Source organism: Streptomyces sp. Tu6071, assembly GCF_000213055.1.
Classification (GTDB): Bacteria; Actinomycetota; Actinomycetes; order Streptomycetales; family Streptomycetaceae; genus Streptomyces; species Streptomyces evansiae.
On record NZ_CM001165.1, the window covers coordinates 2,649,569 to 2,663,772 of the forward strand.

The following is a 14,204-nucleotide window of genomic DNA, read 5'->3' on the forward strand; positions in this document are numbered from 1 at the left end:
GAAACCGCACCCCTCGCCGCCCCCGCCCCCACCTCCTCGCGTGACAGGGCGCCATTGACCCCCCGAATTCCGGGGATTACCTTGACGCTGCACATCGATCACATACGAGCACACCGTTCACGTACATGAACGCATCTGCGAGGACACCCATGCTGCCCGAGGGCCTGTACTCCTTCCCGCTCACCCCCTTCACCCCACAGGACACCTTCGCGCGCGACGTCTTCGCCGAGCACGTCGAGCAGCAGGTGGCCGCCGGGCCCGCCGCGCTCTTCGTGGCATGCGGCACGGGCGAGTTCTCGGCGCTCGACGCGGCGGAGCACCGCGCCGTCGTCGCGACCGCCGTGGAGGTCGCGGCCGGGCGCGTCCCGGTGTACGCGGGCGTCGGCGGCGGCCCGCGCCTCGCCGCCGGCTTCGCGCGCGGCGCCGCCGAGGCCGGCGCCGACGGGCTGCTCCTCATGCCCCCGTACCTCATCGAATCCGCCCCGGCGGGCCTCGTCGCGCACGTACGGCACGTGGCCGGGACGACCCCCCTGCCGCTCGTCGTCTACCAGCGCGCCAACGCCGTGCTCGACCCGCCGTCCGCTCTCGCGCTGCTCGACCTTCCGACCGTCGCCGGGATCAAGGAAGGGCGCGGCGACGTGGACGCGATGCAGCGGATCATCGCGACGGTACGGGCCTCGGGGCACCCCCGCGCGGAGAGCTTCGCGTTCGTCAACGGGCTGCCCACGGCCGAGGTTTCGGTGCCCGCCTACGAGGCGATCGGCGTCACCGGCTACTCCTCGGCGGTCCTGTGCTTCGCCCCGGACATCGCCGTCGCCTTCCACCGCGCGAGCACGCGCGGGGACGTCACCGCCGTGCGCACGCTGCTCGCCGAGTTCTACGTGCCGCTCGTGGGCCTGCGCGACAAGGCGCCCGGGTACGCGGTGGCCCTCCCGAAGGCGGGCGCGCGGCTCGCGGGCCTGGACGTCGGCCCCGTACGGCCGCCGTTGCTCGACGCGACCGAGGAGCACGTCGCCGAGCTGAAGGACATCATCGCGCGCGGCCGGGCGGCGCTCGCGGGCATCGCGGCGCGGGGAGTGGTCGCGTGAGCGCCGCCGCGCGCGGACCGCGCGTCACCGAGGCCGTCGTCACGCCGATCGCCTTCCCCGACCCGCCCCTCCTCAACGCCTCCGGGGTGCACCAGCCCTGGGCGCTGCGCACGATCGTCGAGATCCGCACCGACGAGGGCCTGTACGGGCTCGGCGAGACGTACGGCGACGCGGCGCACCTCGCCCTCGTGCGGCGGACCGCCGCCGCCCTCCCCGGCCTTGACGTCTTCGACCTCGCGGACGCCTACCGGCGGACCGCCGCCGCGCTCGACGGGGCGGCGGCCTCGGGCGACAAGCACGGCCTGATCGGGCCCGCCACGCGCGAGAAGACGCTGCTCCAGGTCTACTCGCCCTTCGAGGTCGCGTGCCTCGACGCGCAGGGCAAGGCGCTCGGCCGTCCGGTCTCCGACCTGCTCGGCGGGCGCTTCCGCGACGAAGTCCCCTTCTCCGCCTACCTCTTCTACAAGTGGGCGGGCCACCCGGGCGCGACCCCCGACTCCTTCGGCGAGGCCCTGGACGCGGACGGGATCGTGCGGCAGGCGCGGGCGATGACCGAGCGCTACGGCTTCGAGTCGATCAAGCTCAAGGGCGGCACCCGCGCACCGGAGGAGGAGGTCGCCGCCGTTCACGCGCTGCGCGCCGCCTTCCCCACGCACGAACTGCGGCTCGACCCCAACGCCGCCTGGACCGTCGAGACTTCCCTCAAAGTCGCGGCAGAGACGCGCGGGCTCCTCGAATACCTGGAGGACCCGGCCCCCGGCATCGACGGAATGGCGGCGGTCGCACGCGGCGCGGACATGCCGCTCGCCACGAACATGTGCGTCGTCGCCTTCGAGCACATCGCCCCGGCCTTCACACGGAACGCCGTGCAGGTCGTCCTCGCCGACCACCACTACTGGGGCGGGCTGCGCCGCTCGCTCGAACTCGCCGCGATCTGCCGCGCGTTCGGCGTCGGCGTCTCGATGCACTCCAACAGCCACCTCGGCATCTCGCTCGCCGCCATGGTCCACCTCGCCGGAGCGGTCCCCGTCCTCGACCACGCGCTCGACACGCACACCCCGTGGCAGGACGGCACGGACGTCGTGGAGCACCCGCTGACCTTCCACGGGGGGAAGGTCAGTGTGCCCACGACGCCGGGGCTCGGCGTCGCGCTCGACCGCGACGCCCTCGCCCGCCTGCACGAGAACTACACGCGCTGCGGCATCACGGAGCGCGACGACACGACGTACATGCGGCAGTTCGTGCCGGACTTCACGGTGGGACGGGCGAAGTGGTGACCCCCGCGACGCACGGCCCCCAGGGGCCGCAGCACAGGGCGGACACCCGCGACGCGGCGGGCCCCGCCCGGCCCCGTACCGCGCCCGCGCCGCTCTCCGGCCACGCCTACCCCTGGGACGTGCTCGGCGACCCGGGCTTCCCGGACCGCGTCCGCGCCACCGGACTCAGCTCCGTGACGCTCGCCGCGACCTACCACTCGACGCGCGCGGCTACCCCGGGACACCCCGCACGCCGCCTCGTCGACGCCGCGCACTCCGCGCTCTACCGCCCCTCGCCCGACCCCGCCGCGCCCCGCTGGGCCGGTGCCCGGCTGCGCCCCGCCGCGTCCTCGTGGACCGGCGAGGAACCCGACCCCTTCGGCACGGCGGCGAACCTTCTGCGCGCGGAAGGTCTCGCGGTCACGGCGTGGCTCGTCCTCGGCCACGACACACGGCTCGGCACCGCGCACCCGGACCTCACCGTCGTCAACTGCTACGGCGAGCACTACCGTTACGCGCTCTGCCCCTCCCACGCCGAGGTCCGCGCGTACGCCGCCTCGCTCACCGCCGAGGCCCTGGAGGGCGTCCCCGTGGACGGGGTCTCGCTCGAAGGCTGCGGGCAGCTCGGCGTCGTCCACGCGGGCGTGCACGAGAAGACGGAAGGTGCCTGGACGGCGGACGAGGCCCGCTGGCTCTCGGTGTGCTGCTGCGCGGCCTGCGCCCACTCCTGGTCCGCGCGGGGCCTCAACCCGGGCTCGGTACGCGCGGCCCTGCGCACGGCGGTACGCACCGGTCTCCCCCTCTCCGACGACCTCGCGTCCGCCCTCCTCGCCGTACGCCACGAGGCCACCGACGCGCTGCGGGCCGGGGTCCTCGCCGCCGTGCGCGCCGAGGCACCCGCCGCGCCCGTGACCCTCCACGCGCACCCCGACCCGTGGGCCACCGGGCCCTCGCCGGGGCTCACCCCGCGCGCCGCCGCCGACGTGGACGCGCTCCTCGTCCCGGTGTGGCCGGTGGGCGCGGCGAGCGAGAAGGCCGTCCAGGCGGCGACGGACAGCGGCACCCCCGTGCAGGCGTACGTGACGGCACTGCCCCCCGCGCGGCCGGACGACGTACCGGCGCACGCACGGCGGTTGCGCGCCGCCGGGGCGAGCGGGCTCGGGCTCTACCACCTGGGCCTCGCCCCGGCCGCGCGCCTGGAGGTCCTGGGAACGATCGTGCGCGAGTGGCGCCAGGCGGAAGGAACGAGGGAATGACGGACACGACCGGTAGCACGACCGTGACGGAGGCGGCCCGCAGGGCGGGCGCGGCGGCGGAGGGTTTCGGCGCGCTCGCCCCCGCGGCCCGCCGCGACCTGCTCGACGCCTGCGCGGCGGCACTGGAGGCGGCGGCGGACGGGATCGTCGCCGCGGCGGCGGACGAGAGCGGCCTCGCCCCGGACGCGCTACGCGGCGAGATGGCGCGCACGACAGCGCAGTTGCGGCTCCTCGGCGCGCATGTCGCGGCGGGGCGGCACGCGCCCGAGCGGGTCTCGGCGGGCGTCGCGGCGGGGGACGCGGACGTCCGTACGGTGCGCGTCGCCGTGGGGCCGGTCGCGGTGTTCGCGGCTTCCAACTTCCCGCTCGCGTTCGGCGTCGCCGGGGGTGACACGGCGGCGGCGCTCTCGGCGGGCTGTCCCGTCGTCGCGAAGGCGCACCCGGCACAGCCGGAGACGGGGCGCGCGGTCGCGCGGGCGCTCGGCGGGGTCCTCCCGGAGGGCGTGTTCTCGCTGGTGGAAGGCGGTGCGGACGTCTCGCTGGCCCTCGTACGCGCCGCCGAGATCCGCGCCGTCGGCTTCACCGGCTCCCTCACCGGGGGCCGCGCCCTCATGGACGCGGCGGCGGCCCGCCCCGAGCCGATCCCGGTCTACGCCGAAATGGGTTCCCTGAACCCTGTGTTCGTCCTCCCGGGGGCGGCCGGGGACGAGGAGTGGGCGGCGGCGCTCGCGGGCTCGGTGACGCGGGCGATGGGCCAACTCTGCACGAAGCCCGGCCTCGTGGTCCTCCCGGAGACGCCCGAGGGCGAGAAGCTGGCGGAGTCCCTGGCGCAGGCGGTGGCCGCCGCGCCGTCCCACCGGATGCTGACCGCGCCGATGGCGCGCGCGCACGAGGCGTGGGGCGAGGCGGCGCGTGCCCTGCCGGACGCCGCGGTCACCGCCGGGCCCGGGGCCCCGGGACCCTTCGCCGTCCGCGTCCCGGCCACCCGCCTCACGGGCGAGCTGCTCGACGAGCACTTCGGGCCCGCGGTCGTCCTCGCGACGGCCCCCGCCTCCTCGTACGCCGCACTGGCCCGTACCCTCCCCGGCAGCCTGACGGCGACGCTCCTCGGCACCCCGGCGGACGAGCCCGGCGCGGCGCCGCTGCTGCGCGCCCTGGCGCTGCGCGCGGGCCGCGTCGTGTGGAACGGCGTCCCGACCGGCGTCGCCGTGTGCGAGGCGATGGTCCACGGCGGGCCCTGGCCCGCGACCTCCGCCCCGTGGTCGACGAGCGTCGGCACGGCGGCCGTCGACAGGTTCACGCGACCGGTCGCGTTGCAGGGGGTGCCGCGGGGGCTGCTCGGGGGTTTTGCGGGGTAGCGGGGAGCGCGGGATGCGGGGTGGCTGGCGCGGGGTGGCTGGCGCGGGGTGGCTGGCGCGGGGTGGCTGGCGCGGGGTGCGGGCCCGTCGGCGGCGCCACGGCCCGCACCCCGCGTCCGGCACCGCTCCCTCAGCGGTTGACGGACTGCACCTCGCGCACCACCACGTCCTGCTCCGCGCCGAACGACCCCTCGGGCAGCGGCTGTTCGCCGTTGACGCCCGTACCCGTCCAGTGCACCTTCCAGGTGACCGTGGCGCGCAGCGGGAAGCTCCCCTCGCGCGAGGAGCGCAAATACGTGACGCCGCACGGAGGCGTGCGGTCCGCCTTGCCGGGCGCGTACGGCTCCCCGATCGAGCCGTCGTCGCGGATCGGGCAGGTGCCGGAGGCGGGCAGCGTACGGGCGTCGGCCGTGCCGGGCTCGATGCGCAGCGACACGGGTTCGGCGGTCGTCGTCGCCTCGATCCCGAGCGCGTCGACCCGCGCCGTGACCGACACGGGCGTGAACTTCGCCTTCTCCAGCCACACCCACGTCGGCAGGTTCACCTTGGACTCCCCGCCGGGCGCCAACTCCACCTCCGTGCCCGGCACGCGGATCTCCCCGTAAGCCAACTGGGCGAGGATTTCCGGGGTGATGGCCTGCGGGATGTTCGCAGGCGGCGGATCGCCCTTGTCCACCCAGAAGATCTCCTGGTCACACGCGAGCGAGCCCGGGTCGCCCTCGAAGCCGGGCGTCACGTACGAGGCCCACCAGAAGCCTTTGCCCGCCTTGTCCTTGTTGAAGTCCTTGTACGGCTCGCCGTCCTCGTACTTCTTCTTCTGGCTGAGGTCCCACTCGTGCCCGGTCGACTCGGCCTGCCAGATGGGGACGAGGGTGTCCTCCAGCTCCTGGGGCGTGTACCTGGGGGCGTAGTAGCAGGGCGGAGGCGTCCAGTTCCCGGCGGCGGTGAGCGGCGCGACCTTGTTCCCGCCACCGCCCCCGGAACGCGTGTACGAGATCCCGGCGGCCCCGGCGGTGAGCGTGTCACCCTGCCGGCCGCCGCCGGTGCCGGGGGGCTCGCCCTCGCGGGTATCGCCCGGAGTGGTGCGCGCCCACGCGGGGGTGGCGAGCGCCGCTACCAGGGCGGACGCGAGAACAAGTGGCACCGCCGCTCTCGTCCTCATCGCACGCACTGCTTCACCCCCGCCTTCGAGATCACCTGCGTCGTCTGCCAGATCCCGTCGTCGTTCTTCGCCAGGCGGGTGTTGTAGATGATGAAGTCCTCGTCCGAGGGCGTCGTCCTGCGGACCTTGCCCGTCTTCTCCTCCTTCGCGTACGCCTTGCTCTCATCCGCGCAGAAGACAACGGTCGCGGTGCCGTCGTCGTTGACGGTGGCCTTGCGGTCGTAGTACCGGAACTGACCGGTGATCGTCAGGCCGGCGTCCTTGAACTGGTTGATCCAGCTCGCGGAGGCTTCCGTCGCCGTGCCCGTGGTGTAGACGGCGAGGGCCTTCCCGCCGGGATCTGTCCCGGCGATGACCGCGTTCAGCGCGCGCATGCGTTCCGCGCTGTCGGCGAGGGCCTTGTCCTTCGCGGCATCCCCGGTCTTCCCACCCTCGAAGGTCATGGAGATGTCCTTCGGCAGCTTGATCTCCGGCCGCTTCACAGCGGAAGCCGACGCCGACGGCGAGGGCGCCGGGCGGGTTGTCTTCTCCTCCGCTCCCGCCACCGTCTTGTCGTCCTTGCCTCCCCCGTCGTCACTGCCGCAGGCGGCCAGTCCGGCCCCGCAGACGACAGCGGTCAGGACATACGCGACCGATCGGCACTTCACAGGTCAACCCCCGTAACGGCAAGAGCTCCAGAGCGCATCCAACGTACCGAGGGTGACATGCGGGGCACCAGGCCCGCTCGCGGACCCGCCCCGGCGGCCCGCGTTCATCTCCTGACATGTCCGCGATTCCGCAGCAGTCGGTGTCCCGTTTCCACGACGAACTGGCCGCCGACTACCACCTGATCCACTGGGACGGGCTCGAACGGCGGTCCGGCGCCCTTGGAGCCGCCCCATCGCCCGCACCGTGAATACCGCCCGGCGTGCCCCGTGTTAGCGTCTGCCCCGCCGTGCGTCCGTCCGCTGTCCGAGGAGGTGAGTCCGATCAACGCCGCATTCGACGCCGTGTCCGTTGTGACAGGTCGGGGCTCCCTCGTCGCCCTTCGCATGGTCGGGGCAGCACCCGCGTAAGCCCGTGAGGATGGCTTGCCATGCGTTTTCTCTCTTCCGCGACCGCCCAGGGCGGCGTGCGCGAACAGGTTTTCTCCGTCGGCGAGGTTCCCGGGGTGCTGTGGACCCCCGAGGGGGCGGACGGGCCCCGGCCGCTCGTGCTGCTCGGGCACGGGGGCGGGCGGCACAAGAATGCGCCGGAGATCAGGGAGTTGGGGCTGAGCTGTGTGCGCCGGTCCGGGTACGCGGCCGTGTGCGTCGACGTGCCGGGTCACGGGGACCGCCCGGTCGATCCGGCGTACGACGACCTCGCGCGCGCCCATCAGCGGCGCGTCGAGGACGGTGCCGAACTCGCGCCGCTCATCGCGGAGTTCCAGGCCCTGGTGGCGCGGCAGACCGTGCCGGAGTGGAGTGCCGTGCTCGACGCGGTGCGGGGACTGCCGTACGTGGGCGAGCGGGCGGTCGGTTACTGGGGTGTCTCGCTCGGCTGCGGTCTCGGCGTGCCGTTCGTGGCGGCCGAACCCCGCGTGCGGGCGGCCGTGTGGGGGCTCGGCGGCGGCGTGGCCAACGCGGCTGAGGCGGCGCGCGTCTCCGTACCGGTCCGCTTCCTCGTGCGGTGGGACGACGAACGGGTGCCGAGAGCCGACTCCCTCGCCCTCTTCGACGCCATCGGCTCCGCCGAGAAGTCCCTGCACGCCCGGCCCGGCACACACTCCGCGCCGCCCGAGGCGTACGAACTCGACGACGACCTGCGGTTCCTGGCCCGCCATCTCAGTGGCCGCGCCTGACGGCCGGGGCGGGGCCCGTCCCCGGCGCGGGCCCCGCCTCCGCCGGTCAGGCGAACTGGCCGGTCAGCCGAACTGGCCGGGCTGGTAGTCGCCCGCGGGCTGGCGGGTGATGACGTTGACGCGGTTGTAGGCGTTGATGATCGCGATGAGGGCGACGAGGCCGCTGATCTGTTCCTCGTCGTAGTGCTTCGCGGCCTCGGCCCACACCTCGTCCGGGACGCCGCCCGCGCCGTCGGCGATGCGGGTGCCCTCCTCGGCGAGCGCGAGGGCCGCGCGCTCGGCCTCGGTGAAGACGGTCGCCTCGCGCCACACGGCGACGAGGTTGAGGCGGAGCTGCGTCTCCCCGGCGGCGAGGGCGTCCTTCGTGTGCATGTCGGTGCAGAACCCGCAGCCGTTGATCTGGCTGGCCCGGATCTTCACCAGCTCACCCGTCGCGGGCGGCAGTCCGCTGCTGTCGATGACGGGCCCCGTCCTGGCGAGCAGTCCGACGATCTTCCCGGCCACCGCGCTGCCGAACACGTTGAGTCTCGCGTCCATGTCGTACTCCCTGGGTCCTCGTGCGTCTCGCGTTCTCACCTCTGTGACCGGACGGCGCACGAAAACGTGACAGGGGACGCGGCCCGCCCCGCGCTATCCGGCGGCGCCGAACCCGTACGCCTCCGCGATCAGCTCGTACGAGCGCAGCCGCGCCTCGCCGCCGTGCGCGTTGGCCGTGAGCATCAGTTCGTCGGCGCCGGTCCGCTTCTGGAGGTCGTTGAGGCCCTCGCGGACCGCGTCGGGCGTGCCGTGGACGATGTTCGCGAGCCAGCCGCTCACGAACTCCTCCTCCATCGGGCCCCACTCGTACGCCTCGGCCTCCTCCGGCGTCGGGACGAGACCGGGGCGGCCCGTGCGCAGGCGGAGCATGCTGAGCGCGCCCGTCATGACCTGGCGGCGGGCCTCTCGCTCGTCGTCGGCGGCGAGCGCGGCGACGCCGATCAGCGCGTACGGCTTGTCGAGGACCGCCGAGGGGCGGAAGTTCTCGCGGTAGAGGTCGAGCGCCGGGATCGTGTTCTGCGCGGCGAAGTGGTGCGCGAAGGCGAAGGGCAGGCCGAGCATCGCGGCGAGCTGGGCGCTGAATCCGGAGGAGCCGAGGAGCCACAGCGGGGGGCGGTGCGGGGACTGCACGCCGCCCGGCGAGGTGGCCTGGACGGGCCCGGGGATCGCGTGGATACGGCGGTAGGGGTGGCCGTCGGGGAAGTCGTCGTCGAGGAAGCGGGCCAGCTCGGCGACCTGCGCCGGGAAGTCGTCCGCGCCCTCGCCGGGGCGTTCGGTGCGGCGCAGTGCCTGCGCGGTGGCGCCGTCGGTGCCCGGGGCGCGCCCGAGGCCGAGGTCCACGCGGTGGGGGGCGAGCGCCTCCAGCGTCCCGAACTGCTCCGCGATGACGAGCGGCGCGTGGTTGGGCAGCATGACGCCGCCCGAGCCGAGGCGGATGCGCTCGGTGTGGGCGGCGAGGTGGGAGAGGATCACGGCGGGCGAGGAGGAGGCGATGCCGGGCATCGAGTGGTGCTCGGCGACCCAGTAGCGGTGGTAGCCGAGCCGTTCGGCCGTCCTGGCGATCCGCACGCCGGTGGCGAGGGCCTCGCTCGCGGTGTGCCCGGCACCGACGGTGACCAGGTCGAGTACGGAGAGCGGTACGGGGGCGCTCCCCTGCGCGGTGCCTCGGATCTCGTCGACGTCGTCCACCGGTCATGCCTCCAGGTCGTGCGGGTGTCGCGGTTACTCGGCGCCACAACAGGAGGGGGCCGCCGCTTATTCCCGCACGGTCCCCGCGCTCAGCCCCGTACGGGCGGCAGCACGGTGAAGAGCGTGCCGAGCGCGGGCTCCCGCACCCGCCGCTCCGCGAGCCGCAGCGCCTCCCACACGCTCACCTGGTTCGCGGTGAGGACGGGGCGTCCGGCGGCGACCTCCAGTTGCGGGATGTGCGCGGCGGTGCGCAGCGCCGTGCAGGCGAGCAGGACGCCGTCCGGGCCGGGCTCGGCCGCTTCCCGTACGAGCTTCGCCTGCGCCTCGGCGTCCCAGTCGGCGGCCTCGGCGGGGCTCGCGGGGCCGCCCGCGACGGCCCGTACGACGTCGAAACCGGCGGCGCGCAAGTAGCCGGCGAGGGTCTCGGTCTGCGCCTCGTCGTACGGCGTCGCGAGGGATACGCGGGTCATGCCGAGTTCGCGCGCGGCGTTGACGAAGGCGGCGGCCGTGCCGGAGGCGGGGGCACCCGCGTCCTTCGCGAGCCGGTCGGCCTGCCGCACGGCCTCGTCGGGGCCGCCGCTCGCGCTGCCGAGCGTCGAGGCCCAGACGACGGCCTCGGCGCCCGAGAGCCGCAGTTCCTCGGCGGCCTCCCCCGCGAGTGCCTCGCCCGGCCAGCCCGCCTCGCCGCCGCGCGCGGGGACGTGCACGAGCGGCAGCCGGATGTCGCTCGCGAGCGTCTGCTCGATGCGCGGGTAGTCGTCCTCCGCCGCGTGGCCGGGATAGAGAAAGCCGAGTGCGGTCACGTCACTGCTCCCTTGGGTACGGGTACGGGCCTGCCCCGGGGGCAGGACCTTCACCTTGCCTGTGTGCGTCTGCCCGCTCACCGCCCGCCACACCTGCCCGTACCGGACTTTTCCGGCCCCGCCTCCAGGGTCGCGCGGACCGGGGCGGCACGCACGGCGAGAGGTAGATCCGCAAATCTCCCTTGTATGACAACAGGAAGGTCACCCTCAGGCCACCATCGCATCACAGCCGTCAGGGCTTCCGCATAGTTCTGGCCGCTCGGGAAGGCGACCCCCTCGTATCCATGCGCTGTATCCATGCGCTGTACGACGCGGAGGTAACACACCATGGCCGAGTTCCCTCATCTGTCCCGCCGGGGCTTCCTGACCCGCACGGCGGCGGTCGGAGGCGCCCTGACGGTGTCCGGTTTCCTCGCCGCGTGCAGCAAGACGGACGCGGGCGGCTCGGGGGGCGAGACGGGCCTCGCCAAGCTCAAGAAGCAGGGATACGTGAAGGTCGCGTACGCCAACGAGGCGCCGTACGGGTACAAGGAGGACGGCAAGCTCAAGGGCGAGGCCCCGACGCTGCACGCCGCGATCTTCAAGGCCCTCGGCGTTCCCGAACTGCGGCCCACGTTCACGGAGTTCGACGGGCTGATCCCCGGGCTCCAAGCGGGCAAGTACGACGTGATCAGCGCGGGCATGGCGATCACCCCGGAGCGCTGCGAGAACGCCCTGTTCTCCGAGCCCGAGTTCATCTCGCCGACCGCGATGCTCGTCAAGAAGGGCAACCCGAAGAAGCTCACCGACCTCGCGTCCGCGAAGGCGTCCGGGGCGACGCTCGGCGTCATGTCCGGCGCGGTGGAGAAGAGTTACGTGGAGGGCGCGGGCATATCCGGCGGCAAGATCAAGTCGCTCCAGAAGCAGCAGGACGGCGCGGACGCGGTGAAGACCGGCCGCGTGGACGCCTTCGTCCTCACCGGGATCTCGCTGCGCTGGCTCGTCAAGAACAACCCCGGCCTGGAGGTTGTCGCGCCCTTCGTGCCCGAACTCGACGGCAAGAAGCAGTACTCGCCGGGCGGCGCGGTCTTCCGCAAGGGCAGCGAGGAGCTGCGCGACGCGTTCAACAAGGAGCTGAAGAAGATCACTTCGGACGAGGCGGAGTTCGTGCGGCTGCTCAAGCCCTACGGCTTCGGCGCGAGCGAGGTGCCCCCGGCGAACCTGCGGACGGCGACGCTGTGCAAGGCGTGAGCTTCCGCGCACCGACCCCGTGCGCCGCCCAGGAGCGGCGGCGCCCGGCCCGGACAAAGGCCCTGATCCATGGGTGACTTCTTCTCGTACTTCTTCGACCACTTCGACCAGGTCGGCTCGGGACTGTGGGTGACGGTGCAGGCCACCGTCTACGGGGCACTCCTCGCGTTCGTGCTCTCGTTCGCCTTCGGCTTCATGGGGCGCAGCAGGTTCGCGGTCGTACGCACCATTTCGCGGGTGATCGTGGAGTTCTTCCGCGGCACCTCGTTGTACATCCAGTTGTTCTGGCTGTACTACGCGCTGCCGCCGCTCACCGGCTACGAACTCAACGCGCTCTTCTGCGGGGTCGTCGCCTTCGGCATCAACTACGGCGCCTACGGCTCCGAGGTGGTGCGCGGCGCCCTCAACGCGGTGCCGCGCGCGCAGTTCGAGGCCGCGGTCGCGCTCAACCTGAGCCCCTTCCAGCGGATGCGGCGGGTCATCCTGCCGCAGGCGTGGGTGCAGATGATCCCGTCCCTGACCTCCCTGCTGATCATGCTGCTCAAGGCGACGCCGCTGCTGTGGCTCATCTCGGCCGCCGACCTGACCCAGGTCGTGCAGTCGATGCGGGACCGCACCGGGGCGACGGTCCCCGCGTACGTCACGCTGCTCGTCCTCTACTTCGTCTTCGCCTACGTGCTGACGCTCGTCATGAACGCGCTGGAGCGCGCCGCGAAGGCGCGGCTGGGGCAGCGTGAGCCGACGAAGGGCCTCTTCCGCGCCCGCAGCGCCGAGCCGGCCGTCACGTCCACCGGGGGTGCCGCGTGAACCAGGAATGGAAGTGGGACGTCTGGGGGGACGTCTTCCCGACCCTGCTCGACGGCTTCTGGATCACTCTGCTGGCCACCGTGCTCGGCTCGCTGCTCGCGGCCGTCCTCGGACTGCTCGTCGCCATGGCGACGCGGGGCCCTGCCTGGCTCCGTGTCCCGGTGCGGGCCGTCGCCGAGTTCATCCGCTCGACCCCGCTGCTCGTCCAGCTCGTCGGCGCCTTCGCCCTCTTCAACACGGTGAGTGCGCTCACGATCGGCATCGTCGTACTCGGCGTGCACTACAGCACGTACATGAGCGAGGCGTATCGCGCGGGCATCGACGCGGTGCCGAAGGGACAGTGGGAGGCCGCCCGCGCGCTCTCGCTGTCGCCCGGTCGCACCTGGCGGGCCGTGATCCTGCCGCAGGCCGTCCGCAACGTCCTCCCGGCGCTCGGCAATTACGCGATCGCCATGTTCAAGGAGACGCCGCTGCTCGCCGCGATCACCGTCGGCGAGATGGTGTACGAGGCCCGGGAGTACGCCTCGGCACACTTCGTCTACGCGGAGGTCTTCACCCTCGCGGGACTGATCTTCCTGGTGGCGAGCTACCCGACGTCGCTGCTGATGAGAAAGCTGGAGAACCGCCTTGGCCACTGAACCCGCGCAGCCGACCGACAAGCAGCCGACACCCGCCGGGCCGGCCGACGGGCAGGGGGTTCCCGCCCCGCGCGTCGCACCGGGCCCGCTCGACAAGGCCGCCACCGGGCCCGTCGAGGACGCGAAGCCCGGCAGTGCCGAGCTGATCCGTTTCGACAAGGTCGTCAAGCGCTTCGGCGACAACACCGTCCTCGACCACCTCGACTTCTCCGTCCGCAAGGGCGAGCACGTCACGCTCATCGGGCCCTCCGGCTCGGGCAAGACGACGATCCTGCGGCTCCTGATGACCCTGGAGCAGGTGAGCGAGGGCGTGGTGTGGGTCGGCGGGGAGCCGCTGAGCCACGAGCGCAAGGCGGACGGCTCGCTCAGGCCCGCGTCCGAGAAGTACCAGCGCCAGGCGCGCAAGAAGATCGGCATGGTCTTCCAGCAGTTCAACCTCTTCCCGAACATGAACGTGCTGCGGAACATCACCGAGGCGCCCGTCACGGCGCTGGGCGTGCCGAAGCCGGAGGCGGAGGCGCGCGCCCGCGAGCTGCTGGACCTCGTGGGGCTCGGCGACAAGGCGGACGCGCACCCGACGCAGCTCTCCGGCGGGCAGCAGCAGCGCGTGGCGATCGCCCGTGCGCTCGCGATGAAGCCGGACATCCTGCTCCTGGACGAGGTCACCTCGGCCCTGGACCCGGAGCTGGTGGCGGGTGTGCTCGACGTCCTGCGGGACATCGCCCGTACGACCGACATCACGCTCCTGTGCGTGACGCACGAGATGAGCTTCGCCCGCGACATCTCCGACCGCGTCCTCATGTTCGACGCGGGCCGCATCGTCGAATCGGGCCCGCCGTCCCAGATCTTCGGCGAGCCGAGGGAGGAGCGGACGCGGGAGTTCCTGCGCGCGGTGCTCTGATCCCTCCGGGGATCGTCCTGGGAGGGGTCTTGCGGCCTGTGGCCGCGGGGCCCCTTCCGCGCATATGCCACAGCTATATCCTCAGGCCACGCCCGCCCCGGTCCGTACCGTCGCCGCCTCCCAATCCCCCCGAGTACCACCCCCGCGCGCCCCCGCCG

At 73.2% G+C, this 14,204-nt stretch carries 15 protein-coding genes; 10 read left to right on the forward strand and 5 right to left on the reverse strand.

Features of this window, described 5'->3' with window-relative positions:
* The first annotated feature begins 149 nt into the window (after nt 1–149).
* The 4 genes from STTU_RS10795 to STTU_RS10810 are packed head-to-tail and all read left to right on the forward strand — an operon-like array spanning nt 150 to nt 4,958.
* Nucleotides 150–1,088 (forward strand): 5-dehydro-4-deoxyglucarate dehydratase, encoded by a 939-nt coding sequence (locus STTU_RS10795; RefSeq protein WP_007822654.1) that lies wholly within the window; start codon nt 150–152, stop codon nt 1,086–1,088.
* The gene (locus STTU_RS10800; protein WP_043254796.1) at nt 1,085–2,365 is read left to right on the forward strand and encodes a glucarate dehydratase family protein; all 1,281 of its coding nucleotides are present in this window, start codon (nt 1,085–1,087) and stop codon (nt 2,363–2,365) included. Before STTU_RS10795 ends, STTU_RS10800 begins: the two co-directional genes overlap by 4 nt.
* Nucleotides 2,359–3,600 carry a hypothetical protein gene (locus STTU_RS10805; protein ID WP_106432127.1) on the forward strand — a complete coding sequence of 414 codons (1,242 nt, stop codon included), beginning with the start codon at nt 2,359–2,361 and terminating at the stop codon, nt 3,598–3,600. The genes STTU_RS10800 and STTU_RS10805 overlap by 7 nt, the downstream gene beginning before the upstream one ends.
* Entirely contained in the window at nt 3,597–4,958 is a 1,362-nt protein-coding gene (locus tag STTU_RS10810) for an aldehyde dehydrogenase family protein (protein WP_043254798.1), read from the forward strand. Before STTU_RS10805 ends, STTU_RS10810 begins: the two co-directional genes overlap by 4 nt.
* 130 nt (nt 4,959–5,088) lie before the next feature.
* On the opposite strand, the gene STTU_RS10815 is transcribed toward STTU_RS10810, so the two are convergent.
* On the reverse strand, nt 5,089–6,102 hold the full coding sequence (locus STTU_RS10815; protein WP_007822660.1) for a hypothetical protein: 1,014 nt from the start codon (nt 6,100–6,102) through the stop codon (nt 5,089–5,091).
* Between the two features lie 14 nt (nt 6,103–6,116).
* A complete protein-coding gene (locus STTU_RS10820) occupies nt 6,117–6,767 on the reverse strand; it encodes a hypothetical protein (protein ID WP_007822661.1) in 651 nt (216 codons plus the stop codon).
* Between the two features lie 116 nt (nt 6,768–6,883).
* Between STTU_RS10820 and STTU_RS35865 the strand changes: the two genes are divergently transcribed.
* Nucleotides 6,884–7,015 carry a hypothetical protein gene (locus STTU_RS35865; protein WP_007822662.1) on the forward strand — a complete coding sequence of 44 codons (132 nt, stop codon included), beginning with the start codon at nt 6,884–6,886 and terminating at the stop codon, nt 7,013–7,015.
* Nucleotides 7,016–7,195: 180 nt separating this feature from the next.
* Complete coding sequence (locus tag STTU_RS10825; protein ID WP_007822663.1) at nt 7,196–7,942, forward strand: dienelactone hydrolase family protein; 747 nt, start codon at nt 7,196–7,198, stop codon at nt 7,940–7,942.
* A gap of 63 nt (nt 7,943–8,005) precedes the next feature.
* Here STTU_RS10825 and STTU_RS10830 read toward each other — a convergent pair whose 3' ends face one another.
* From STTU_RS10830 to STTU_RS10840, 3 genes are all read right to left on the reverse strand, one after another.
* Nucleotides 8,006–8,479, reverse strand: coding sequence for a carboxymuconolactone decarboxylase family protein (locus STTU_RS10830; protein WP_009068413.1), 474 nt, complete (start codon nt 8,477–8,479; stop codon nt 8,006–8,008).
* Nucleotides 8,480–8,572: 93 nt separating this feature from the next.
* Nucleotides 8,573–9,667: an LLM class flavin-dependent oxidoreductase gene (locus STTU_RS10835; protein WP_009068412.1), complete on the reverse strand. Its 1,095-nt coding sequence runs from the start codon at nt 9,665–9,667 to the stop codon at nt 8,573–8,575.
* Between the two features lie 89 nt (nt 9,668–9,756).
* Nucleotides 9,757–10,470, reverse strand: a complete 714-nt coding sequence (locus STTU_RS10840) for a maleate cis-trans isomerase family protein (protein ID WP_009068411.1) — start codon at nt 10,468–10,470, stop codon at nt 9,757–9,759.
* A 327-nt stretch (nt 10,471–10,797) separates the two neighbouring features.
* On the opposite strand from STTU_RS10840, the gene ehuB reads away from it, so the two are divergent.
* From ehuB to ehuA, 4 genes are all read left to right on the forward strand, one after another.
* Nucleotides 10,798–11,700, forward strand: coding sequence for an ectoine/hydroxyectoine ABC transporter substrate-binding protein EhuB (gene ehuB / locus STTU_RS10845; RefSeq protein WP_007822667.1), 903 nt, complete (start codon nt 10,798–10,800; stop codon nt 11,698–11,700).
* A 69-nt stretch (nt 11,701–11,769) separates the two neighbouring features.
* Entirely contained in the window at nt 11,770–12,507 is a 738-nt protein-coding gene (gene ehuC / locus STTU_RS10850) for an ectoine/hydroxyectoine ABC transporter permease subunit EhuC (protein ID WP_007822668.1), read from the forward strand.
* Nucleotides 12,504–13,145, forward strand: coding sequence for an ectoine/hydroxyectoine ABC transporter permease subunit EhuD (gene ehuD / locus STTU_RS10855; protein WP_043254800.1), 642 nt, complete (start codon nt 12,504–12,506; stop codon nt 13,143–13,145). The genes ehuC and ehuD overlap by 4 nt, the downstream gene beginning before the upstream one ends.
* On the forward strand, nt 13,135–14,046 hold the full coding sequence (ehuA, locus tag STTU_RS10860; protein WP_043254802.1) for an ectoine/hydroxyectoine ABC transporter ATP-binding protein EhuA: 912 nt from the start codon (nt 13,135–13,137) through the stop codon (nt 14,044–14,046). Before ehuD ends, ehuA begins: the two co-directional genes overlap by 11 nt.
* Nucleotides 14,047–14,204: the final 158 nt, after the last annotated feature.